At 68.7% G+C, this 23,047-nt stretch carries 19 protein-coding genes; 7 read left to right on the forward strand and 12 right to left on the reverse strand.

Annotated features, from left to right (window positions below):
* Positions 1-219: 219 nt before the first annotated feature.
* The 3 genes from AB1L88_RS20265 to tenA form a co-directional block, all read right to left on the reverse strand.
* A complete protein-coding gene (locus AB1L88_RS20265) occupies positions 220-1,329 on the reverse strand; it encodes a cytochrome c peroxidase (RefSeq protein WP_367098511.1) in 1,110 nt (369 codons plus the stop codon).
* A gap of 163 nt (positions 1,330-1,492) precedes the next feature.
* Complete coding sequence (locus AB1L88_RS20270) at positions 1,493-2,032, reverse strand: hypothetical protein (protein WP_367098512.1); 540 nt, start codon at positions 2,030-2,032, stop codon at positions 1,493-1,495.
* Between the two features lie 360 nt (positions 2,033-2,392).
* Entirely contained in the window at positions 2,393-3,070 is a 678-nt protein-coding gene (gene tenA, locus AB1L88_RS20275; RefSeq protein ID WP_367098513.1) for a thiaminase II, read from the reverse strand.
* A 242-nt stretch (positions 3,071-3,312) separates the two neighbouring features.
* Here tenA and argH point away from each other — a divergent pair, with 242 nt between their 5' ends.
* The 5 genes from argH to AB1L88_RS20300 all read left to right on the forward strand — a co-directional run bounded on the left by argH (position 3,313) and on the right by AB1L88_RS20300 (position 11,539).
* Complete coding sequence (gene argH / locus AB1L88_RS20280) at positions 3,313-4,689, forward strand: argininosuccinate lyase (protein WP_367098514.1); 1,377 nt, start codon at positions 3,313-3,315, stop codon at positions 4,687-4,689.
* Positions 4,690-4,791: 102 nt separating this feature from the next.
* Positions 4,792-5,721, forward strand: a complete 930-nt coding sequence (locus AB1L88_RS20285; protein ID WP_367098515.1) for a hypothetical protein — start codon at positions 4,792-4,794, stop codon at positions 5,719-5,721.
* A gap of 99 nt (positions 5,722-5,820) precedes the next feature.
* Positions 5,821-7,113, forward strand: coding sequence for a diaminopimelate decarboxylase (gene lysA, locus AB1L88_RS20290; protein ID WP_367098516.1), 1,293 nt, complete (start codon positions 5,821-5,823; stop codon positions 7,111-7,113).
* Positions 7,114-7,433: 320 nt separating this feature from the next.
* Complete coding sequence (locus AB1L88_RS20295; RefSeq protein ID WP_367098517.1) at positions 7,434-10,274, forward strand: hypothetical protein; 2,841 nt, start codon at positions 7,434-7,436, stop codon at positions 10,272-10,274.
* 131 nt (positions 10,275-10,405) lie between these two features.
* Positions 10,406-11,539 carry a sigma-54 dependent transcriptional regulator gene (locus tag AB1L88_RS20300; protein WP_367098536.1) on the forward strand — a complete coding sequence of 378 codons (1,134 nt, stop codon included), beginning with the start codon at positions 10,406-10,408 and terminating at the stop codon, positions 11,537-11,539.
* A 53-nt stretch (positions 11,540-11,592) separates the two neighbouring features.
* On the opposite strand, the gene AB1L88_RS20305 is transcribed toward AB1L88_RS20300, so the two are convergent.
* From AB1L88_RS20305 to AB1L88_RS20345, 9 genes are all read right to left on the reverse strand, one after another.
* Complete coding sequence (locus tag AB1L88_RS20305; RefSeq protein WP_367098518.1) at positions 11,593-12,945, reverse strand: hypothetical protein; 1,353 nt, start codon at positions 12,943-12,945, stop codon at positions 11,593-11,595.
* Positions 12,946-13,003: 58 nt separating this feature from the next.
* Positions 13,004-13,387 (reverse strand): hypothetical protein, encoded by a 384-nt coding sequence (locus AB1L88_RS20310; protein ID WP_367098519.1) that lies wholly within the window; start codon positions 13,385-13,387, stop codon positions 13,004-13,006.
* 22 nt (positions 13,388-13,409) lie between these two features.
* The gene (locus AB1L88_RS20315; RefSeq protein ID WP_367098520.1) at positions 13,410-14,375 is read right to left on the reverse strand and encodes a DUF1559 domain-containing protein; all 966 of its coding nucleotides are present in this window, start codon (positions 14,373-14,375) and stop codon (positions 13,410-13,412) included.
* A gap of 415 nt (positions 14,376-14,790) precedes the next feature.
* Positions 14,791-14,952 carry a hypothetical protein gene (locus tag AB1L88_RS20320; RefSeq protein ID WP_367098521.1) on the reverse strand — a complete coding sequence of 54 codons (162 nt, stop codon included), beginning with the start codon at positions 14,950-14,952 and terminating at the stop codon, positions 14,791-14,793.
* A 575-nt stretch (positions 14,953-15,527) separates the two neighbouring features.
* Entirely contained in the window at positions 15,528-16,478 is a 951-nt protein-coding gene (locus AB1L88_RS20325; RefSeq protein ID WP_367098522.1) for a hypothetical protein, read from the reverse strand.
* A 355-nt stretch (positions 16,479-16,833) separates the two neighbouring features.
* Positions 16,834-17,424 (reverse strand): hypothetical protein, encoded by a 591-nt coding sequence (locus tag AB1L88_RS20330; RefSeq protein WP_367098523.1) that lies wholly within the window; start codon positions 17,422-17,424, stop codon positions 16,834-16,836.
* A gap of 47 nt (positions 17,425-17,471) precedes the next feature.
* Positions 17,472-18,035 (reverse strand): DUF4190 domain-containing protein, encoded by a 564-nt coding sequence (locus AB1L88_RS20335; protein ID WP_367098524.1) that lies wholly within the window; start codon positions 18,033-18,035, stop codon positions 17,472-17,474.
* Between the two features lie 118 nt (positions 18,036-18,153).
* Complete coding sequence (gene guaA, locus AB1L88_RS20340) at positions 18,154-19,716, reverse strand: glutamine-hydrolyzing GMP synthase (protein WP_367098525.1); 1,563 nt, start codon at positions 19,714-19,716, stop codon at positions 18,154-18,156.
* 680 nt (positions 19,717-20,396) lie between these two features.
* Positions 20,397-21,065, reverse strand: a complete 669-nt coding sequence (locus AB1L88_RS20345; protein WP_367098526.1) for a hypothetical protein — start codon at positions 21,063-21,065, stop codon at positions 20,397-20,399.
* Positions 21,066-21,466: 401 nt separating this feature from the next.
* Between AB1L88_RS20345 and AB1L88_RS20350 the strand changes: the two genes are divergently transcribed.
* Both AB1L88_RS20350 and AB1L88_RS20355 read left to right on the forward strand, forming a co-directional pair.
* The gene (locus AB1L88_RS20350) at positions 21,467-22,231 is read left to right on the forward strand and encodes a DUF433 domain-containing protein (protein ID WP_367098527.1); all 765 of its coding nucleotides are present in this window, start codon (positions 21,467-21,469) and stop codon (positions 22,229-22,231) included.
* Positions 22,232-22,558: 327 nt separating this feature from the next.
* Positions 22,559-23,041 carry a hypothetical protein gene (locus tag AB1L88_RS20355; protein ID WP_367098528.1) on the forward strand — a complete coding sequence of 161 codons (483 nt, stop codon included), beginning with the start codon at positions 22,559-22,561 and terminating at the stop codon, positions 23,039-23,041.
* Positions 23,042-23,047: the final 6 nt, after the last annotated feature.

Consider the following 23,047-nt stretch of genomic DNA (forward strand, 5'->3'; position numbering starts at 1 on the left):
ATCTAAGCGACTTCTTATTCTATGGGGGCCGCACCAACGAAAGTCAATTCTCACGGAAAATTTAACGAAAATGAAATATCACAAACGGCTCAAATTCTAAGACAAGCAGAAGCTATGACTTGCGTCAGATCGGGGCCGGCCCGCCGCCATGGGAGAGGCCGGCCCCGGGGTTTTCTCAGCGGCCGCGGCCGCAATGGCCGCGACCGGATTCGGGAACCATCATTCCGGAAATTCCGAGGGGGGTTCCAGGTGTTGCCAGCCCTCGCCGCTCAACGCCCGGAGGAAGGCGACGAGGTCGGCCTTGTCCTGGGCGGTCAGGAAGAGCGGTTCCATGCGTTGATCGATGTAAGGATTGGGAATGCCACCCTTGTCATAATGCTCCACCACCTCTTCGAGCGTCGCGATGCTCCCGTCGTGCATGTACGGGGCGGTGTGCTCGATCTCGCGGAGCGTCGGGGTCTTGAAGGCGCCCGTGTCGCGCTCGTCCTTGGTGATCTCGGCGCGACCGATGTCGGCGAAGGTGCCGGCGTCCGGGTCGTAGCCGATCCCGATGTTCACGAACGACTCGTCGCTGAAATTCACGCCCAGGTGGCAGGCGTCGCAGGCGGCCTTGTTGAAGAAGACGTCCATGCCTCGGAGCTGTGACTCGGTCAGGGCGTTTTCGTCACCCGCCTTGTAGCGGTCGTAGGGCGAGTTGCCCGAGAGCACGGTGCGCTCGAAGGTCGCGATGGCCTTGGCCACGTGGTCGAGCGTGATTTCGTCGGTGCCGAAGGCATCCGCGAAGCGCTTCTGGTAGCCCGAAATCCCGGCAAGTCGCTGGACGACGGCCTCGTGCGCCTTGTCCACGTCGGTCTCGATGGTCATTTCCAGGGGGTTGGCGATCGGGCCGATGGCCTGCTCTTCCAGGGACGAGGCGCGGCCGTCCCAGAACTGGAGGGTCGTGAAGGCCCGGTTGATGACCGTCGGGGCGCTCCGGCCCCCCTTCTGATCGCCGATCCCGGTGGAAAACGGGGCGGAATCCGTGAATGCCTGGCTGGGCTCGTGGCACGTGGCACACGAAACCGTCGAATCCGAGGAGAGGCGGGTATCGAAATAGAGCAGGCGTCCCAGCTCGGCTTTTTCCGGGCTGTACGGATTGTCGTCGGGCCAGAAGATCGGGAAGAGGCCCAGCGGCACCTCGGGCTCCTCCTGCGGGGGCCAGGCCGGTCGGGGTGCGGTCGGATTGGGGGAGGGATCGGCGGTCGGCCCGGTCCGGGCGATGGCGATCCCGATTCCGGCGGTGGCCGCCAGGCCCAGCGTCGCCAGGGCGGTGATGATCGTTCGTTTCATCGGCTCTCGTTCCCCTTTGGGATTCTCGGGCAATCGACGTGGCGGGTCGATGACCGGGACCCGGGGGCGGGTCGGGGTCCGGTCGCTTACCAGATCGGGGCGGTTGAATCCAACGCGGCGACGGCCCGCGGGTCGGGCCGTCGCGTGGCTCCTGGGCGGTCGCTCAGCCTTCGGTCAGATAGCCCTGGACATACAGGGCCTTCTGGCCGGCGACCTCGGAGAAGGTGCCGTGCACGGTCACGACGTTGGCCATGTTCTCGATCGCGGCCTTGCGGAAGTTGGTCATGCCGTCGCGACGAGGATTGTGCTCCTCATCCATCAGGATGAATAGCGAACCGTCCTCGGTCAGCAGGCCGATCGGCTGGCCCTGCTCGGCGCACTTCTGGCCGCAGTCGCGGTGCTTGTCGCCGCGCTTGCCGACCTGCAGGTAGCAGGACAGGTCGACGATCTCGCCGACGACGGTCATCGCCTTGCCGTCGAGCACCTTGCCCTCGATCGAAGAGGTGTACGTGGTCACGCTCCAGGGGCGGGAATCGGGGACCTGCTTGCCCAGCTCGGCGGCGGGGTTGTCCCAGGTTCCCTTGGTCGGCTCGGACCAGTCCGGGAAGAGGATTCCCGGCCCTTGCTGGGCGGCGAAGGCCAGTGAGACGACGGCCAGCAGCGCGCCGGCACCGTAAAGGCCGATTTTCCGGGAACGGTTCATGGGTGACGTTCTCCTCGGGAGAGTGACAATCGAACGGGTCGATCGATGCCCAGGGGGCACGATCGATTGAGTCCTGGTTGAGCCCAAACCCTCGCGGGCGGCGATCACGGCTGCTCGCAAGGTCGAGGGTGTCCCGCAGTTCGGACTCAATAGGGGGGTTTAACACACCCGGCCGGCCCCGACAAGGGGCCATAACCGCCCACCAGCCCCGAGAATTGGCCGTGCGCCGGTCGTCCCGGTCCGGCGATTCGGCGCGGCCCCGGGACGGCTCGACGCCCGGTCCGAAACCCGGGCGATGCGCACGCGGCCTGCTCGCGGTCGATCCCGACCCGAAGGGGATCGGAGGCCGACCGACCGACGTCAGACGGGCCAACGCTGGAGATGATAGGCCCCGTCCCAGAACATCCATTCATATCGCGTGCCAACGACGAAGCGGCTCGTCATGCGGGCGCGCTGCTCGTCGGTCAGTGTCTCGGCGATCCGGTCCGTCAGGCGGAGCACCTGGTTGACCACCTCGTCGAACTGCTCGCCGCCGTAGGTCTCGAGCCAGCGTTGATAGAGCGGGTCGGGCGACCCTTTCGGGAGCAATTGCTGGCCGACCCTCTGATAGATCCAGTAACAGGGCAGGACGGCGGCCAGCCCTTCGTGGAACGGATGGCAGGCGGTCGAGGCCATCAGGAAGTCGCAATAGGCCCGGGCATTGGGGCAGGCTTCCGCCTCGTCGACCTGCTGCGGGTGCAGGCCGAGCTCGGCGAGGAACCCCTCGTGCAGGGATTGCTCGACGGCGATCGCGTCGCTCGCGTGGCGGTTGAACATGCTCGTGGCGCCGCTGTCCGGGGCGGTCGAGGCCAGGACCGACAACGCCCGGGCGAACGTCCGCAGGTAGACGGCGTCCTGCACCACGTAGAACGCGAACCGGTCCCGGGAAAGCCGGCCATCGGTCAGGCCCGTGACGAAGGGGTGTCCGAGGATGGCGTCGTAAATCGGGAGGATCGCGTTCCAGAGACGATCGGTGAATTGCGCGTCGGGACGTAACACGGATGCCACTCCATCTCGAATCGACACGGTTCCGCCAAAAGGGACCACCCCCCTCCTGTTGGAAATCAAAGGCCTTCAGGGATGATGGTCAGGAATCCCGGCGACCGCAAGAATTCCCCGGCGATCCTGCGCCCCCGGGTGCCCCGCAACGGCCGATTGACTTCGAGGGGCCAGCCTGCCTAAGCTAGGCAATATCCTGCTGTTTCCTTGGGCAGGTGAGGTGTCGGACGGAGGCAGAGATCGTGGCCGAGAAGCCCTGGGGAGGTCGGTTCGCCGATCAGACCGACCGACGGGTCGAGCAGTTTACCGAATCCATCTCCTTCGATCGCCGGCTGTTCGAGCATGACCTCCGAGGATCAACGGTTCATGCCCGGATGCTCGCGCGCGTGGGCCTGATTTCCGAGGCCGAATGCGAACAAATTGTGCAAGGCCTGTCGGAGATTCGGGCTGAGATCGCCGAGGGACGCTTCGCCTTCTCGATCGAGAAGGAAGACATCCACATGCACATCGAGTCGGCCCTGATCGCCCGACTCGGCGACGTCGGCCGCAAACTGCACACGGCCCGCAGCCGGAACGACCAGGTCTCGACCGATGTCCGCCTCTGGACACGGGATGCGATCGACACGGTCCTGGACCGCCTCACCGAGTTGCAACGCGCCTTCGTCGGCCTGGCCGACCGGCACGCCGACCTCATCCTGCCCGGCTACACCCACCTGCAGCGGGCCCAGCCGGTCCTCGCGGCCCACTATGCCCTCGCCTATGTCGAGAAGCTGGCCCGCGACCGCGACCGACTGGCCGACGCCCGCCGCCGACTCAACCAGCTCCCCCTGGGGGCTGCCGCCCTGGCGGGCACCACCCTGCCGATCGACCGGGCATTCGTCGCCCGGGAGCTCGGCTTCGACAGGGTCGCGGCCAACAGCCTCGACATCTCCAGCGACCGCGACTTCCTGGTCGAGACCGTCTTCTGCCTCACTTTGGTCGCCGAGCACCTCTCCGGATGGGCCGAGGAGTGGATCCTCTGGAGCACCCAGGAATTCAACTTCCTGACCCTGCCCGATGCCGTCTGCACCGGCAGCAGCATCATGCCCCAGAAGAAGAACCCCGACGTCCTCGAACTGATCCGCGGCCGCACCGCCCGCGTCGTCGGCGCCCTGCAGACGCTTCTCGTGCTCATCAAGGGGCTCCCCCTCGCCTACAATCGCGACCTCCAGGAGGACAAGCTCCCCCTGTTCGATGCCGTGGACACGGTCACCTCCTGCGTCGAGCTGGCCTCCATCGTCGTCTCCGGCGCCCGGCTGAACCGCGATCGGATTGCCTCACGCCTCGACGAAGGGTTCCTCGACGCCACGACCCTGATGGAGTACCTCATCCTCAAAGGGGTCCCCCAGCGCACCGGGCACGGGGTCGTCGGCAAGCTCGTCTCCCTCTGCGAATCCCGCTCCTGCCGCCTCGCCGACCTCTCCCTCGCCGACTTCCAGGCCGCCTGCCCCGCCATCGAGGAGGACGTCGTCCACTCCCTCGGCGTGACCAATGCCGTCCGGGCCTTCCGATCGACCGGCTCCACCGCCCCCGATCAGGTCCGGGCCCAGCTTGCGGAATGGCGGGAGCGATTGGCTTGATTTCATGTCCCCGGACGAGGTGCCTGCATATCAGACTGTGATGGTGCGATCCGTCCTGGACGAATCGACGATCCGCTCCTCCTCTTCAAACCGGCGACAGACATGCTACTCGACCGCATCACCAGCCTCCTGCAATCGTGCGACGGCAACGCCCCGGCGTTGCCGCCGACGATGCTCTACAACGAGAACTGGCTGCTGCGACTGGCGATCGACTGGCTGGCCGGGCACCGGGACGAGGCCGCGGGCGTCCCGATCACGCCGATGGCCGCGGCCACCTGGTTCGCCGAGGGGTGGCTGCCGTCGGCCTTCCTGCCCAGGTTCCGGAAGGACCGGCTGGCCGAGTCGTGGACCCACGCCGACGGGGTCGTCGGGCACTTCGAGACGGGCAATCGCGGCTGGTCCGACATCGTCCTCAACCCCCAGGCGGCGCAACTGGTGGTGGTCGAGGGGAAGATGTTCAGCAGGCTCTCGGCCGGCGTCAAGAATGCCCCCTGGTACGATCAGGCGGCGCGCACCGTGGCCTGCATGGCCGAGATCCTCCGCAGGGCCGACCGCCACCCGATCGAGCTGGAACACCTGTCCTACGTGCTCGTCGCCCCCCGCAAGCGGATCGACGAGAGCGTCTTCGCCGATGAAATGACCCGAGGCGCGATCCTCCGCAAGGTCCGCCGCCGGGTCGAGGACTACGCCGGCACCCGCGACGACTGGTTCCGCGACTGGTTCGTCCCCGCGATTCGCCAGCTCGACCTGGTCTGCCTCGCCTGGGAAGACCTGATCGAGACCATCGCCTTCCACGACCCCGCCGCCGGCCAGGAGTTCGACGCCTTCTACAACGCCTGCCTCTTCTACAATCGCCCGCAGGCCGTCACCATGCTCCATGATCTCCGCTCCGGCCCCGCGCCCGACCCCGAGCCGGAGCTGGAAGGTCTGGACCACGACGCGATCGTCCCCGCCCGCCTCGGCGACGATCGCCCCGACCTGCCCGGCCCCCGCGACCCGATTCGCGACGCCGCGATCCGCCGGAAGGGCTGAGGGCGCCCGGTCGATCTCGTCATCTGTTCCCCGAATCGCAAACGAACCGTCTCAATCCTCGGCGGGCCAAGGCCCGCCCAACCCGGAACCGATCCCCCGATGGACCATTTTCATTACCGCGACCGCGAACTCTACTGCGAAGACCTCCCCGCCCGCGACCTGGCCGATCGGTTCGGCACGCCGCTCTACGTCTATAGCGCTGCGGCCCTCGTCGGGCGGCTCAAGGAACTGCAAACGGCTTTCGCCGAACTGGACCCGCTCGTCTGCTACTCGGTCAAGGCGAACTCGAACCTCGGCATCCTCAAGCTGATGGCCGAGCACGGCAGCGGCTTCGACGTCGTCTCGGGGGGCGAGCTGCACCGCGTCACCACGGCGGGGGGCGAGGCCGCCAAATCGGTCTTCGCCGGCGTCGGCAAGACCGACGAGGAAATTCGAGACGCCCTGCGTGCCGGCGTCCTGTTGTTCAACGTCGAGAGCGAGGCCGAGCTGCAGGCCATCGACGCCGTCGCCCGGGCCGAGGGGGTGAAGGCCCCGATCGCCCTGCGGGTCAATCCCGACGTCGACCCGAAGACCCACCGCTACATCTCGACCGGCAAGAAAGAGTCGAAGTTCGGCATGGACATCGACCGCGCCCTCCGCGCCGCCCAGGACGTCCTGAACATGGACGGCCTGGCGATGACCGGCCTGCACATGCACATCGGCTCGCAGATCACCAGCACCGAGCCGTATGCCCGGGCCTCGGCCAGGGCCGCCGAGCTGATCGGGCAGTTGCGCGCGATGGGCCACGACATCCGGTGGTGCAACATGGGGGGCGGGTTCGGGATCGACTACCGAGGGGGCGAGGCGAAGCCGCTCGCCGCCTTCGCCGAGGTCATGGTCCCCGTCCTCAAGCCGACCGGCTGCCGCCTGGCCATGGAGCCCGGCCGTTCGATCGCCGGCAACGCGGGAATTCTGCTGAGCCGCGTCATCTTCAACAAGCAGTCGGGCGACAAGCGGTTCGTCATCCAGGACGCCGCCATGAACGACCTGATCCGCCCCGCCCTGTATGAGGGCTTCCACCGCATCTGGCCCGTCCGGGTGCCCGAGGGGTCGCCCGCCTGGCCCGACGACTTCGAGGCGGCCATCCCCGGCACCGAGCCGCGCGACATCGTCGGCCCGGTCTGCGAGAGCGGCGACTTCCTCGCCCAGGACCGCCCCCTGCCCCCCGTCGGCCGCGGCGACCTGCTCGCCGTCTTCTCGGCCGGGGCTTATGGCATGGTCATGGCGTCGAACTACAACACGCGCCCCCGGGCCGCCGAGATCCTCGTCCAGGGGGCCGACGCCCGGCTCGTGCGTCGTCGCGAAACCCTGGAGGATCTGATCGGCCCCGAGCGGGTCGCATTGGAGGATTGATTCGGATTCCCGATCACCGGATCGCCACCACCGAGCCGAACCGGGCCGGTCGTGGCGATTCGATCGATTCCGAGCGATCCTCGGCCCGTTCCGGCCGCGGGAATCGTGCCGAGGGAGGCGATCGTACCGCAATTCGAACAAATCCTTCGCCCTCGGGGCCGACTCGTGGACAATCATCGGTCATCATTGCCATAGCCATCGTTCCGAGGGCGTACGGTCCCCGCGTGCCGATTTCGCATGCCGGACCCGCGTCGCGGTCGCTCACCATTTCATCCCCGTTCCCATCCCGAACGTTCGACCCTAACGACGAGGCCCGCACCATGCTCACGAACCCGATCCCCCGCAATCGCGAGCCGGGCCGAGCCGGTGCCCTCGGCCGGGTCCTCGCGACGATGGCCGTGGCACTGGCGACCGGCGCGATCGGCCCGGTCGTCGGCACGGCGACGGCCCAGGCCCCGGGCCTCGATCGCTTCGCCAAGCCCCCGGAGACCCCCCTCGAACTCTGGTCGGCCATCACCTATCTGACCCGCGTGGGCCTCGCCGATCAGGCCGTCCCCCTGCTCGACCGATTTCTCCAGGCCGAGCCCGACGACGACACCCTGCTCACCATCCGCGACCGCTTCGGCATCGGCTCGATCCTCCGCCTCCAGGACGACCCCCGCACGGCCGATCGCGTCGGCGAGGTCCTCACCCGGCTCAATGCCGCCGCCCGCCGCAACGCCCAGCGCGAGGACCGGATCCGACGCTACGTCGGCCTGCTCACCGGCTCGCCGCTCCAGCAGTCCGAGGCCCTCACCCGCCTCGGCGAGTCCGGCCCCTATGCCGTGCCGATCCTGCTCGAAGCGATCGACGCCTTGCCGCCCGACTCGGCCGATCGCGCCCTGCTCGTCGCCAACATGGGCCGCCTCCAGCGCCGGGCCGTCCCCCCGTTGATCGCCGGCCTGGACGCCCCCGACCCTCAACTCGCCGCCGACGTCGCCTCGGCCCTCGGGAGGATCGGCGATCGTCGCGCCCTGCCCTTCCTGATCGCCGACGCCGCCTCGACCGACGCCGACCGCTCCCCGCTGGCTACCGAGGCCGCCGACGCCGTCCTCCGGCTCACCGGAGTCCCGATCGACCGGCTCCCCCAGCCGCCGGCGCGGTTCCTGCTCGACGAGGCCCGCCGCTACCTGCTCGGGTCGTACGAGTTCCCCGGCCCCCAGGTCGTCCTCTGGACCTGGGACGACGAGGCCGGGACCGTGGCCCCCGAGAACGTCCCCCCGTCGGAGGTCGAGACCGTCTTCGGCCTCCGGTTCGCCGAGGCGGCCCGCGCCCTCGCCCCCGACGACCGCGACGCCCAGGCGATCCTCACCACCTTCCAGGTGCGCGAGGTGCTCCGGCAGGCCGATCCGGCTGATTTGGCCGTCCCCGGCGAGCTCCCCGAGGCCCTCGCCGCCGAGCTGGTCGGCCTCGGCCCCGAAGCCCTGGCCGATGCGCTCCGGCTGGCCCTCCGGGCCGAGACCTTCGAGGCCGCCCCCGCCCTCATCGCCGCCCTGGCCCTGACCGGCGACGCCGAGATGCTGGCGAGCGACCCCCCCTCGCCGATCGTCCAGGCCCTCTCGGCCCCCGACCGCCGGGTGCAACTGGCCGCGGCCCGCGCCATCGTCTCGCTCGATCCCGCCCGGCCGTTCCCCGGCTCCAGCCGGGTCGTGCCCAGCCTGGCCCGGGCGCTCGACAGCACTCTGGTCCAGCCTCAGGTCGTCGTGGTCAGCGGCAACGCGACGACCCTGACCACCGTCGCCTCCTCGCTGCGCGACCGGGGCTTCGAGCCGATCACCGCCCCCTCGGCCGAGGAGGGGTTCCTCCGGGCCGCCGAGTCGGCCGGGGTCGATGCCGTCATCGTCGACCCCGCCTTCCTCCGAGGGCCCCGCGACGCGAGGGACCTGCTGATCGACCTGAGGGCCGACGCCCGGACCGCCCGCCTCCCCGTGCTCCTGCCCCTTCCGATCGACCCGGCCCGGGCCATCGCCCGCGCCGAGGAGTACGAGTTCTTCCAGGCCGAGCGCGAGCCGAACGACATCCCCGCCCGGGCCGCCCCGGTCGCCTTCGTCGGGCGCCCCCGACGCGCCAAGATCAATGGCCGCCTCTCCCCGACCGATCGCCCCCCGTTCGGCCAACCGCAGCGCCAGTGGCCGCCAGAGGACCAGGACGAGGCGCCGGGAGCCGCCGACGAGCCGTTCCCGCCGCAGGATGCCACCCCCCCGGCCGCCCCGGTCGCCGACCTCTCGGGCGACCTCTACGCCCTCGGCCCGCTCCGGTCGGGCGACACCATCTCCGCCATCATCTCCCCCTCGGCCGGCAGCACCCTGAAGCCGACCGACGTGGTCCTCTGGCTCGATCGCCGCGAGGGGCCGGAAGGGGTGCCGGTGGCCCAGGGCGTCGGTTCCCTGTCCGCCCGGATCGACGTGCCGGGCGTCTACGACCTGCGCGTCCAGGCGGTCGAGCGATACCTCTACGGGTATCTGGCCATGTACTCGCTCGATCTCAGCATCTACGACTACGACCTCGCCGTGGCCCCGCTCAGCGGGACCGTCCGCCTGAGCGTCGAGGAACTGGCCAGGCAGTTCGATCGTGTCTCGCTCCTGGCGGCCCCTGGCGACCCGATCGCCGTCGAGAAGGCGCTGTACCGGGCCTGGGACGAGGCCGGAGTGAGGCCCAGCACCCCCGACGAACGCCTGGCGATCGTGCAGATGGCCGCCGCCACCCTCGCCCGGATCGCCGACCGCCCCGACGGCCCCTTCGCCACCGACATGGCCGCCGTCGTCCCGTCCTTGCAACGCCTGATGGCCGACCCGAGGTTCGCCCCCTCGGCCGCCCGCGCCCTGTCGGTCGTCCCGACCATCGACGCCCAGCGCGCGCTCGCCGAGAAGGCCATCGACCCGTCCCGCACGCTCGACTCCCGGCGGGCCGCCGCCGACGGGCTTCGCCGGAGCGTCCAGCGGTTCGGCCCCCTGCTCGCCCTCGACCAGCGGGGCCGCCTGGTCCGGGCCATCGACCGCGCCGACGATGACGGGCTCGTCGCGACGCTCCGCGACGTGGTCGACCTCGTCCGGGGGTCGCTCAGCGCCACCCCCATGCACGTCGAGTCGGCCCCGGGCAACACCGACCCCACCCTCCCCTGATCGACCGAAGACCGCACCGCTCGGCCCTTCGAGGATGAGAAGGGCCCTGACCTCGACGGGTCGGTCCGGCCCCGGGCGACGGCTTGCCCCGGCCCGACCGACCCCAGGAAGGACGCGAGACGACGATGGCCATGCCCTCACACCTGAGCGACCGACCCGACCTCGCCGGACGATCGGCAGACCCCGCCGCCGGCCTCCCCGGGGTCATCAGCGGCAGCTCGATCATGCACGAGGTCGCCCGGGTCACGCGGCAGGTCGCCCGGTCCCGGGCCTGCGTCCTGATCGTCGGGGAGACCGGCGCGGGCAAGGAGCTGATCGCCCGGGCCATCCACGACCTCAGCCCCCGGGCCTCCGGCCCCTACATCCGGGTCAACTGCGGGGCCCTGACCGAGAGCCTCCTCGAATCCGAGCTGTTCGGCCACGTCAAGGGCTCGTTCACCGGCGCCGTCGAGAACCGCACCGGCCGATTCGAGGCGGCCCACACCGGCACCATCTTCCTCGATGAAATCAACAGCACCTCGCCCAAGCTCCAGGTCAAGCTGCTCCGCGTGCTCCAGGAAGGCGAGTTCGAGCGCGTCGGCGACGTCAGCACCAAGAAGGTCGACGTCCGCGTCGTGGCCGCGACCAACCGCGAGCTCCGCGAGGAAATCGACGCCGGCCGCTTCCGCGAAGACCTCTATTACCGGCTCAACGTCGTCCCGATCGACCTGCCTCCCCTGCGCGACCGCCGGGACGACGTGCCCCCCCTCGTCAACTTCTTCCTCGCCCGCTACAGCGACCAGAACCAGCGCGAGATGCGCCGGGTCGATCCCGAGGCCATGAAGCTGCTCGTGCGGTACGACTGGCCCGGCAACGTCCGCGAGCTCCAGAACTACGTCGAGCGGGCCGTCGTGCTGGGCGAGGGGCCGGAACTGAAGCCCGAACACCTGCCGCCCCAGCTCCGGGGGGAAGCCCCTCCCCGGCCGATCCGAGGGCGGTCACCCGACCTCGACACCCTGATCGCCGACCTCGTCCGCCGCGGGCTGCTCGCCGCCGGCCCGAATGCCGACGAATTGATCCGGCGGATCGTCGCCCCGGTCGAGCGCGAGCTGATCCAGCAGGTGCTCACCTCGTGCGACCGGGTCCAGATCAAGGCCGCGGCCCGCCTCGGGATCAATCGCAACACCCTGCACAAGAAACTGACCGAGTACGGGCTGGACACCCCCGCGACGAACGGCGAGCCGGCCGCCTCGGCACCGTCCCCGGCCGACCGGGACGAGGCGTGACGATGGGTCGCTCGCCTCGGCCCGGCCGGCTCGTCGGTCTCGCCCGCGCCTGATCATTCCAGGGGCAGGGCCGCGCCCTCGGTCAGCCGATTGAAGAAGACCGACTCGGCGATCACGGCGATCAGCTCCGCCACCTCATGATCGGACAACTCCGCGCGGAGCCGCTCCACGTCGGCATCGGAGACCAGGGCCGGGTCCACGGTCAACCGATCGGCGAACTCCAGGACGAGGCGATCGGTGGCGTCGAGGCTTCCTCGGTCGCCGTCGATGGCCCGGATCTGTTCGTCCGACAGGCCCATCGCGCGGAGCCGTTCCAGGGCATGCCCGACGGCGTACCAGGCCCGATCGTGCCGGGCCGACACCCAGGCGACCTGCGCCCGGAGCAATGGGTCGAGCGATCCTTCCCGTTCGACCGCCTTGAGGATCGCCACCCGCTGGATCCCGACGCCGGGGAACCGCGCGAGCAATCGCACCCAGTGCGGCATCGGCTCCTCGAATTCGCTCGCACGATCACCGAGCCGTTCCTTCGCCTCCTCGTCGCCGACGAGGTCGAGCAGCAACGGACGTTCGCGGCACTCGGCCAACTTCGCCGTCACCTCGTCCCACGATTCGAGGGGGGGACGCTGCTGGGGGGCGGCGATCCGGGGTTCTCCTGAATCCCGGGACGGGTCGAGCGGGGCCACCTGGCTCGCGAGCGAAGCGACCGCCGCATCGAGGGAACCGAGATAATCCCGATGTTCCTCCTGCGGGATGTTCAACGCCCCGGTCCACCGGTTCATGGCGTTGAAGCTGGAAATCACGTAGATCATCTCGGCGATTTGCGCATCGGTGTACCAGGGCCGGAGCGCGTCGAGCTGGTCCTTGCCCAGCGCGAGCGGGTCGAGGGTCATGGTCCTGGCCAGGGCATACGCGGCCCGATCGGCCGGGCTCGCGTCCGACCAGTCGCCGTCGAGCGAGGCGATTTCCCGCTCGGTCACCCCGACCGATGCAAGCTTGCTCTCCTGATGACCCAGGCAATAGGTGCAGTTGTTGGCCCGGGAGACGATCCAGAACAGCTTCGTCTGGAACGGGTAGCCGAGGGTCATCCCCGATTCGTCTCGCCTCGGGAATCCCCCCGCGGTGAAGCCCTCGGGAAGGTACCATCGCCGCATCCGACCGTTATTCACGATTCCCAACTCGCCGCTGTTCGCCCGTTGCTGTTCCTCGGCGCTCAACGGTGGAAGCGGCAAGCGGGGCCTGGCCTGCTTCGACGCCTCGAGCGCCTGCTTCAGATCGGCCCGGGTTTCCGGGATCGGGTTCGGCCGATCCGATGACTCATCACTCCGTGCCATGCCCCTCGGAGTGACGAGCACCCCGGCCAGCATGACCAGGGTTGACCATCGCGAAAGTGTGATAAACGTCATCATAAAGTGCTCCTCAGGTCATCTGGATTCGGGTATCGGTGTCTGTCGAGGGCCGGAAGCGTCAATCGACCCGGATCACGCTGAGTTCCGGGGCGGTCGAGATCAGGTAGACGACCTGTGCCGACATCCGGCGGCCCTCCGGCGTCTCCATCGAGAGGCCGACCGGGCAGGACAGGCGATCTCCCACGACCGACTCGCCCGGCAGGAGCCGGTAATCGATCAGGCGACGGCCGACGAGCCAGTCCTCATCGGCCACGCGCAGCGAGGGTTCCGATTCCAACGGCTCGGCGTGCGGTCGGCCCGCCTTCCAGCCGTCGAGCACGGTAACGAGCAGCTCTTTGGCCTGTTCCGGATCAAGCGAACGATCCGGCGGGCCTTGATGCGAACATCCGAGGGCGCAGACGGCGATCAAGGCCACCACCCGGACGGTGTGACTGCGAAACATCGCGGCAATCCTCGAATCGAACTCAGAACGCGTCGGCCGAGATGATCTCGCCGCCATTCCTCGACCCCAACGCCCGCCAGGTTTCGAGGTTCACCGTATCCTTGACGAACTTGACCGAACCGTCGGCCATGCCCACGTTCACCCCGCCCGGGTGGCGGCTATTGGCGACGGTCATGATCCGGGACGGGGGGAACATGCACGAGACCGAGTTCGGCGGGCCGGAGTGCCAGTAGCTGGTGGTCGAGTGGTAGCCGTAGGTCCAGGGTGCTCCCACGTCGCTGACACGCTGATATTGCAGGTCGCGCCAATCCATGGTCCGACACAGTTGCACGGCTTCATCGGCATTGGCCGGGTAGGTCTGCGGCCAGAAGGTGTCGGCGTCTCGGGTGGCCCGGGTGTTGTCAAAATCACCCAGGATGTGCTCGCTGAAGGCCGCCGTCTGGCTCAGGCCGTCGCGGACGTCGGCCGCCTTGATGCCGACCGACGAGAAGAACAGGCCGTTGGGCGCGGGCAATCCCGCGTTGACGTTGCCCGTGTCGCTCTGGCCGTGCCACATGACGACGCTGTTGCCCTCGTTCCCCCGGTAATTGGTCCCGCCCCATCCGGCCGGGATCTCGGCCGTGTCCGAAGGGCAGAGCAGCAGTTGGAGGTTGGTCGTCGAGCCGGTCTGGTTGGCCGCGTCCGACCACGCGTGGTCGAAATTCAAGGCGTCGGCCACCGTTGTCTGTTCGACGAACGGCAGGATGCGGGCGATCGCCGAATACGAGGTGTTCGACGGGATCGTCCGACCCAGCGGGAAGGTGCCGTTGGCGTCGTGATAGGTGTGGAGGGCGATCCCCAGTTGCTTCAGGTTGTTGAGGCACTGGGCCCGCCTCGCCGCCTCGCGGGCGCTCTGCACCGCCGGCAGCAGCAGGGCAATCAAGACACCGATGATGGCGATCACGACCAGGAGTTCAATGAGCGTAAACGCAGATCGACGTACGTGCATCACTTCCGATCCTCTCGTCTTCCGTGCCAATCGTGGAGACGCGCAATCCCCTTTGGATCGCGGCGCCGGGAACCTGTCGGGCGACACGATGGGTCTCTGAAAGACGGAGTCACGCTCGATTGAAAACATCGTTCCACGCGCGAGGGCCCGCAACGGGCGTGTTCCTCGGCTCGCAACCCTGGCGCAGTTCCCGCCACGCTCGGCCCCTGGGGGATGACTGATCCATCCCCGGCACCAATCGCTCGATTCCTCGGTCGCCCTCGATCGCCACACGCGAAGTGCAGACGATTGCGATGCGAACCGATCGAATCGGGATTTCGGCGTGACACGTCGCCAGACGCGGTCGAACCGACTCGGCCGTCGGCTACGACCCATCTGCGTTGGGTTGGGACGCGGTTTTCGAGCGCAATCCGCCTCAGAAGGCGGACGGTCGAGGAGGATGGAAGATCCCGTCGCTCAGCAAAGCGAGGTGGAGCAGGGATTCCGATTCGGCGAGGAGTTTGGGTGAGGAGTCTCGGCCCGGATTGCGCGGCCCGAAGACGGCCCAGTGCTCGATGCCCGGCGGTTCCAACAGCACGGGTGACGACATCGGCGCCGCCGGCGCGTTCGAACAACCAGGACCATCACAGGGCTTGAACGGAGTCGGCGACGGTCCGCGATCCCCGGTCGATTCCTCGGGATCGATCGACAACCCGAGTACCCGTTCCAGGCTCTCATCGCTGGGGCGATTGACATACACGCCGCAATGCTGAGCCTGAGCGGTTGAGCCGAGGCACGCAATTGCCACCAGGACGATCAGCCCGCCCGCCCGGCCTTGGCCGAGCGATCGCAGCCGATCGAATTCCGGAAGCCGTTGCAACGCCATGCCGTCGAGTCTCGTGATGGCGCACCCCAATCGAAGGAAAAAGGGTGCAGAAAAGCCTCATCGGGCTCGATCCCAACAATCGAAGACAGTGAATGGGTAAGGCTAACGCACGATTCTCCCGTACGCAAGAGAAAGTTTCCGCCGCGTTTCGAGATTTCTTCCGCCTCGCCCCGCGATCGAAGACCCATTCCCAGGAAAACGAGCGAGCGGGGAACGTCCGGCCTGTCGAAGCTGGCTGTTCCCCGCTCGCCATCACATCTGAGCATTCCCTGGAAAATGCAATCGACTTATCGACTCGGGGCCTCGGCCGGCTCCGGTTCCTCGGCCGGCTCGGGTACCTCGGCCGGCTCGGGTACCTCGGCCGGTTCCGGTGCCTCGGCCGGTTCCGGGGGGGCCGAAGGCTCGGGTCCTTCCTCGGATTCCGGCGCGGCCTCGGGCTCGGGGGCCGGCTCGGTGGCCGTGTCCGGATCGCCCTCGGCTGCGGCCTCGGCCGCCTCGGGGGCCGCCGCCTCGGTGCCGAGCGAGGTGAGGACGATCCGCCCGTCCCTGACCTCGATGCTCTCGAACTTGGAGAACAGCTCGCGCTGTTCCGGGTTGTCCGCCATCGACTCGGCCAGGTTCTGCCCGCGGACCTGATCCATCACCTCGTCGGGGACCGGCTCTCCCTTGACCTCGGCCTCCTGGATCTGGAGCACCAGCAGGCCGTTGCGCAGGAAGACGTCGAAGGTCCCCGACGCGTTGAAGTAGCGGCCGTCAAGCTGGTTCGTGCCGAGCAACTTCTGCCCGACGTCCTCGACCGGGATGCTGACCTGGCCGCGCAGCTTGTCCCCCTCGATCGTGAAATGGACCCGCCCTTCGGCCTCGGAGACGACGTGCTGCGCCACCAGGTTGAACTCGTCGCTGTCGAGCGAGAGTTCCTCCTTGCGCCCCTCGTCCATCGCCGCCTCGAAGGCTTCCCAGCGGGCGATGACCTCCTGGCGCTCCTCCTCGGCCAGCGCGATCTCCGGCAGCTCGACCGGGGCGGGGTCGGTATACTCCTCGATCACGCCGATCAGCTTGCCCCTGGCGAAGAAGACCAGCGCGATGATCAGGATCAAGGTCACCACGAACAGGATGCCCGAGATCAGGCACCCCCAGAATAGGCAGCCCGGGCCCTTCCGCTCCGGGGGTTCGGCCGTCGCCTGGGGCTCCTGGTACATGTCATACTTTTCCGGTCCGAACGGGTCGCGTTGCGACATGGATCGCCTCGATCAGTCTGGAAGCAAGGAAGGTGATTTGCCCTGGATGCGTCGTCGCATGTGAATGTTCCGCCGGGTGCTCGTGCCCAGGGCGGTGCGCGCCGCCCTTCGAGCGGCCGGGCCCGAGCGAGGCCAACCCGCCGCGTCGCCCGCCGTCCGCGACCGGTATCGGGTCGGGCCGATCGCAGCCCGATCGCCTCGAACGCCCCTGCCGGGCCTCGGCACTCCGACGCCGGCCCGGGCCGGCGGTCGGCCTGTCATTCGTCCGATTCTCAAAGAGTGTATCGCATCCGGGGCCGATTTCTTACCGGATCCCGCCCAAAAATCGCCGAGCGGGCCCCGCGACGGCCCCGGCTCAACGGAACTTGCTCCGGTAGATCATCGACAGGACGTACAGGCCCAGCACGGCCCATCCCATGCCGAGCACGAGCCCGAACCGCTCGCGCCAGGGGATCTGCGCGGGCGGCCGTCGCCCCCCTCGACGCCGACTCCTCCGCAGCCATCCCCCGGCCAGGAGCGACGCCGTCACATACACGGCCATCAACGGCGTGCCGTAGAAGAAGCAGATCTCCGCGGCCGATGGGTCGACGATCGGCGGGGACTGCCCGCGTGCGTTCGACCGCCGGCCCAGGATGATCGGCGGCCAGAGCAGCCAGGCGGCCGTCCCGTGCGCGAACCAGAGCAGCTTCCCCGGCCCGAAGCGCCTCCGGACGCCTCGCGATCGCCGCTCCCAGAGCAGGAGCGGCACCCCCACCAGCGAGGCCCCGCCCAGAACGCCGCCCCCGAGCACCAGGATCGATTCCCCCGGCGACGGCTCGTCGCGGAAGGCCGGCAGGGCCAGCGTCAACCCAACGCCGACCCCCGCCACCACGATCATCAGTTCGCCGATCGTCGGCCGGGCGTCTCGCGACCGCCGCCGACCCCCTGCGGGAGGTGCTGGTCCCATGCCCCTCGTGCTCCGCGACGATGATCCCGATCGCGCGAGGTGCCCCATCAGGGCAGGCGCGGGACCCCCGGGAGGGCCGGAAACCCATGCCCCGATCGGGCCGGGCCCTCGTGGTGCAGGCGGATCGTCCCCTCCCGCAACCCGCCGTGATCGTCGGCAGTCTCGTCGTGGTGGATCATCAACCGGCCGCCGTCCAGCCGCTGAATCATCAGGTTCGGCCGGTCGGATCGCTCCGCCGGCACCCGGAATGCCTGCCCGTGGACGGCCGCCCGTTCCGGGCCGCTCGACACCAGCAGCATGGTGAAGCCGAGCATCACCAGCATGCCCAGGGCCGTCAGCCCGAGCCAGACATACCCCAGGATCAGCCCGGTCCGCGCCATCGCGTCGCCGCCGAGCCGTCCGTTCGACTTCCGGATCTCCCCCCGCGCCACGTGGCCCGAGACCACCGCCGTCACCGGCCCGACGATCGGCAGGAAGAACCCCGCGATCCCCGCCACCAGGCTGACCACCGCCAGCCGCTCGGTCGGCAGATCGTACGACGCCCCTTTGTCCGGCACCTCCTCGAACTCCGGGTCATAGTCGTGTTCGGTCGCGGACCAGGAGGTAGACATCGCGGGTGCTCCTCGCGGGGCAGGTCGGGGACGGTCGATCCTCTCGGGATTCAACAGGTCTTCGCCCGACCGCCCCCAATCTTTCCAACACTCTCGGAAAAAATCGGATCGAGCCCGGTCACTCCCACTCGATCGTCCCCGGCGGCTTGCTCGTGATGTCGTACGCGACCCGGTTGACCCCCTTCACCTCGTTGATGATCCGGCTCGACGCCCGGGCGAGCAGCTCGGGGGGCAACCGGGTCCAGTCGGCGGTCATGAAGTCGTCGGTGTCCACGCATCGCAGGGCGACGACGCTCTCATAGGTGCGCCCGTCCCCCATCACCCCGACCGACTGCACCGGCAACAACACCGCGAACGCCTGGCCGGTCGCCCGAATCAGGCCCGCCGCCCGCAGTTCTTCGAGGAAGATCGTGTCGGCCCGCCTCAGCACTTCAAGCCGATCCTTCGTGATCGCCCCCAGGCATCGCACGGCCAGGCCCGGTCCGGGGAACGGGTGCCGCCAGACCTGGCTCTCGGGCAATCCCAGCTCGATCCCGAGCCGCCGGACCTCGTCCTTGAACAGGTCACGCAGGGGCTCGATCAGCTCGAAGCCCAGCTCGCTCGGCAGGCCTCCGACGTTGTGGTGGTGCTTGATCGTCGCCGCCGGCGCGTCGGCCGACCCGCCGCTCTCGATCACGTCCGGGTACAACGTCCCCTGCGCCAGGAACCGGGCGTTCGGGATCGACTTCGCCTCGTCCCGGAACACATCGATGAACGTATGGCCGATCTTGACCCGCTTCTCCTGCGGGTCGGTCACGCCGTCGAGCACGTTCAGGAACCGCTCCGAGGCGTCGATCACCCGCAGCTCGGCCTTCGAGTGCTTGCCGAACATGTCGACGACCGCCGCCCGCTCCCCCGCCCTCAGCAGGCCGTTGTCCACAAAAATGCAGACGACCCGCTCCCCCAACGCCCTCGCCAGCAAGGCCGCCGTGACCGACGAATCGACCCCGCCCGACACCCCGCACACCACCCGCTCGTCCGGCCCGACCTGCTGCCGGATCGCCTCGACCGCCTGGTCGAGGTACGCCTCCATCGTCCAGTCGCCCGCGCTCCCGGCGATCCGGTCGAGGAAATTCCCGAGGATATGCGAGCCGAGCGTCGTGTGGCTCACCTCCGGATGGAACTGGAGGCCATAGACCTCCTTCGATCGGTGCCGGACCGCAGCCATCGGGCAGGTCGCGGTGGCCGCCAGCCCCTCGAAGTCGGGGCTCAGGGTGTGCACCTGGTCGCCGTGGCTCATCCAGACGGTCGTCCCCGTCGTCACCTCGGCCAGCAACGGCGAGGCGTCGTTCACCTGGGTCAGGGCCGCCGGCCCGTACTCGCGCGACGGCACCGAGTCTACTTTGCTCCCGAGCGCCTGGCAGGCCAGTTGCATCCCGTAGCAGATGCCCAGGATCGGCACGCTCAGCTCGAACAGGCCCGGGTCGCACTTCGGCGCGTTCGGCTCGTAGACGCTCGACGGCCCTCCCGAGAGGATGATGGCCATCGGGTCCAGTTCCCTGACCCGTTCTGCCGTGATGTCGTGCCGGACGATGATCGCGAACGCCCGCCGCTCCCGGACGCGCCGGGCGATGAGCTGGACGTACTGCGAACCGAAATCGAGCACGAGAACCGGACGCCGGGACTGTTCGGCGGGCTGCATCGGCGAGTCGAACCTCAAAGGACGGCCACGGGGGAGTTGAGTCGCGGACCAAACCGCGATTCTACCCCGACCCGCCACCCCTTGAGAATCGCAATCGCCCCGCGATCCCCCCCTCCCCCCTTCCGGTCTTGCCGTTCAATCCAGGGACACCTTCTGCCCCGCCCGAATTCCGGGCCTTGCATCCCGTCACCCGCCCCCTTCACCCGACCCAGAGAACGCGGGTGAACGACATTCAACCCTTCCCTCCGTCCGCGATCACCGAGACTCCAAACTCCGACCCTCTCCCCCCCTGTGAGGGAAGCCCACCGCAGGTTAGGTCAGGGTCAAACAACACTGCAAACTCCGACCCTCTCCCCCGCTCGCGGGGGAGAGGGTCGCCGCAGGCCGGGTGAGGGGGGCTTTGCCTCGAACGCCTTGCTTTGCGATCCGACCGAGGACCCCTCACCCCGGCCCGCTCCCCGCTCGCAGGGAGAGGGGGCAGATCTGCCGTCACCTTCACACATGATCGCCTGAGCGGGTCCTTCTCAACCCTCGCCCCCGCGAGAGGCGCAGAGCGTGGCCGTCAGGCCGGGTGACGGGGTCCCCTGCCCGACCGAAGCACGCTGCGTCGCCGACCTCGCCCCGATCGCAGCCACCACCCGACTCCCTTCGTCCCCTCATCCCTACTGCCTAACGCCCCGTCACGCCTCCCCTTGCGGCTCCTGCTCCATCAGCGGCATCGGCCGACCGGCCTGTGCTGCCTGCCTGAAGCGCGCCACGCTCGGCGGGGGCGACAGGATCTCCGACAGGATAATTGCCTCTCGCAGGCGGTTCATGCTCACCCCCTGCTCGCCCCCCAGGTTGGCCCAGGCCGACAGGCCCGCCGGCAAGACCGCCCCCCGCGACCGAGACCCGTGCGTCGCTTCCGCGGAGATCGGGCCCAGCCCCCGTTGAATCTCGGCCGGGTCCATTCGGTCATCATCATAGATCGCATACACTTCCTTGATGTCCGCCGGGATCGGCCGGGGCACGCGATGCGATTCTCCCACCCGGCTCGCAGGAGGGGTGCTGTCTTCCGCCTTCGTCTGCGAACGACCCCGGCTCGCCGCTCGGTTCGCATCCCGCTGCGTCTGACCCCGGTTCGGACTGGGCCGCGAGCGCTCCGGAGCATTTCCCCTGGGCGCCCTCGACGGGGTTTGCGGCGCCCGCGACGGCCCGCCCGGCGGCACGGGTCGGGGGCCGATCCGCTCCCGGACCGGCGGTTGCGGCGCCTCGGCCTTCCCGAACACCTGATTGAGCACCCAGATCACCAGGAAGATCGCGGGCACAATGTACTGAATCGAGAACTCGGCCCACAGCAGCGGCGGCATGGCGATCCCCTCTCGGCGGCTTCGGTCGGCGGCTCTGGCGTGCCGTCCTGGTCCATTCTAGACACCGTCCCCCCATCGGCGAAACGCTCCCCTTGCCCCCATGCGCCGGGAATCTCACCCGCGAAGACCGCTTCACTGCGCCTCATTTGCCCAGTCGAAACGGCTTTCCTCATCCGATTCTTTTGTTTTTTGTGACTGAGCCTCCCCAATTTCCCGATGATATCCTCAACGACACGTTGCATTTGAGGACCGCCCCGCCCCTTCGCCGTTGGCCGTCGGAGGGGCGGCCGAGGACCGCGCCGGGATGACACGGCGACCCCCCACGGCAACCGGGCCGATGACCGAAGGACCCGCCCGGCCTTGCTCGCCGCCGACCCCTCGCCCGGGATCCTCCTGTCATCATGGACATGCACCCCTCGAACGGTTCGCCGTCGCCGTTGTTCTCGTCGGATTCTGAAGTCACCACCTCGTCCTCGTCGGCCGACCCCTCGACGACGATCCTGGCCCTGCTCGATCCCGACCCCTCCTCGTTCGACACCCTCGCCGCGACCCTGCTCGCCTCGGTCGCCCCCGACGACGCCCAGGAACGCCTGCTCGTCGAACTGGTCATCCTGGCCGCCCGGCGCCTCCGCAAGGCCTCGCAGGCCGAATCGGCGACCGAGATCCCCGACCTCGCCTGGTGCCGCTACCAGACCCTCGCCGACCGGAACTTCCGCTCCGCCCTGAAGGACCTCCGCCAGCACCGCGACCACAAGGCCGGCCCCGCCCCCCGCCCGTCGAAGTCCTCGCGAGCGTCTTCTTCCTCGACCTCGGCCGGTGATCCCGCCCCCGCCCCTGCCCCCCTCCCCGAGTCCACCCCCGAGGAGATCGCCGACGCCTCGGCCAACTGGCGCAAGCACATCGCGCTGGTCCGCAGTTTGAGCGAGGAATGGCCCGTCATCCTCCGCCTCCGACGCGAGGTCGAGGACGTCGCCGCCTGGCTCGCAGACGGCAAGTCCGAGGAGGAACTGATGACCTGGTATCCCGGCCTCACCCGCGCCGACATCGCCGCCTGCCGCGCCTGCGACGCCGAAGGCCTCTGCGGCCCCTTCGACCCCGCCGATGGCCCTTATCCGCCCGGTTTGCCCGTCCTCGACGACCTGCCCGATGAGAATCCTGGGACCTGATCGCGATGGATCTCGCTCAATACTCGTGCCGGGCGGGCGTTTGCCTGTCTTCCCCGACGATCGTCGGCTAGGAGTCGCCGATGACCACCGAGCGAGGTCCAACCGATGCGCATCCCACGCCCGCGATTCACGGTCCTCGGGATGATGCTCGCCATTGCCCTCATCGCGCTCGACCTCGCCGCCGCGTCGGCGACTCATAAAGCCTTTCCGCGTCGGTCCCCGTTGCCCATCGCGATCGGCAACGGTCGGGGAATCCATGTTGTCAATCATGATGGGAGCGAATTCTACGCGAGGGGAAATGCGGAGCGGGGCTACAGGAATCCTCGGATGATCCGTCCCCCAATGCCGACCCTGGCCCGACGCCTTTCCCCCGCGTTCGCCGGCCTCTCGGTGTCGGTGCTCGTCCTCGGGCTTGCTGCGGGTCGGCCTCGATCCCGACGTGCTCGCGTCGCGGCGCTGGCGGTGCTCGTCCCCCTGGCGGCCGTGTCGTTCCAGACGTGGTGGGTCCTCTATGGCGGGGGCGTCCCCGTCCATCGGCTGAGCCTCGACCTTCCGGAGGACGAGGCGAGGCGGGTTCTCGGCACTCCGCTCATCGAAGGCACGACGCTCGCAACCTCCTGGAAGGCTTCCTCCTCCACCTGGATCGCCGCCCCGACCGGCTCGCTGCGATACCTCATCCTCGATTTCGACGAACACGGCCGACTCCGATCGTTCACCCCTGCGAGTCACGAGCGCGGCGGGCATCCCGCCTGGCGGGCCTGGTATCATGACCGATCGTCCTGGTCGTTCTGGCGAATCGCGAATCGTTGACCCTGT

The sequence above is a fragment of the Tautonia sp. JC769 genome (assembly GCF_040717455.1).
Taxonomy (GTDB): Bacteria; Planctomycetota; Planctomycetia; order Isosphaerales; family Isosphaeraceae; genus Tautonia.

Coding starts and splice junctions, on each gene's coding strand:
- AB1L88_RS20265 (WP_367098511.1), bottom strand. CDS start 1,329: ATGAAACGAACGATCATCACCGCCCTGGCGACGCTGGGCCTGGCGGCC.
- AB1L88_RS20270 (WP_367098512.1), bottom strand. CDS start 2,032: ATGAACCGTTCCCGGAAAATCGGCCTTTACGGTGCCGGCGCGCTGCTG.
- AB1L88_RS20285 (WP_367098515.1), top strand. CDS start 4,792: ATGCTACTCGACCGCATCACCAGCCTCCTGCAATCGTGCGACGGCAAC.
- lysA (WP_367098516.1), top strand. CDS start 5,821: ATGGACCATTTTCATTACCGCGACCGCGAACTCTACTGCGAAGACCTC.
- AB1L88_RS20295 (WP_367098517.1), top strand. CDS start 7,434: ATGCTCACGAACCCGATCCCCCGCAATCGCGAGCCGGGCCGAGCCGGT.
- AB1L88_RS20300 (WP_367098536.1), top strand. CDS start 10,406: ATGCCCTCACACCTGAGCGACCGACCCGACCTCGCCGGACGATCGGCA.
- AB1L88_RS20305 (WP_367098518.1), bottom strand. CDS start 12,945: ATGATGACGTTTATCACACTTTCGCGATGGTCAACCCTGGTCATGCTG.
- AB1L88_RS20310 (WP_367098519.1), bottom strand. CDS start 13,387: ATGTTTCGCAGTCACACCGTCCGGGTGGTGGCCTTGATCGCCGTCTGC.
- AB1L88_RS20315 (WP_367098520.1), bottom strand. CDS start 14,375: ATGCACGTACGTCGATCTGCGTTTACGCTCATTGAACTCCTGGTCGTG.
- AB1L88_RS20325 (WP_367098522.1), bottom strand. CDS start 16,478: ATGTCGCAACGCGACCCGTTCGGACCGGAAAAGTATGACATGTACCAG.
- AB1L88_RS20330 (WP_367098523.1), bottom strand. CDS start 17,424: ATGGGACCAGCACCTCCCGCAGGGGGTCGGCGGCGGTCGCGAGACGCC.
- AB1L88_RS20335 (WP_367098524.1), bottom strand. CDS start 18,035: ATGTCTACCTCCTGGTCCGCGACCGAACACGACTATGACCCGGAGTTC.
- guaA (WP_367098525.1), bottom strand. CDS start 19,716: ATGCAGCCCGCCGAACAGTCCCGGCGTCCGGTTCTCGTGCTCGATTTC.
- AB1L88_RS20345 (WP_367098526.1), bottom strand. CDS start 21,065: ATGCCGCCGCTGCTGTGGGCCGAGTTCTCGATTCAGTACATTGTGCCC.
- AB1L88_RS20350 (WP_367098527.1), top strand. CDS start 21,467: ATGGACATGCACCCCTCGAACGGTTCGCCGTCGCCGTTGTTCTCGTCG.
- AB1L88_RS20355 (WP_367098528.1), top strand. CDS start 22,559: ATGATCCGTCCCCCAATGCCGACCCTGGCCCGACGCCTTTCCCCCGCG.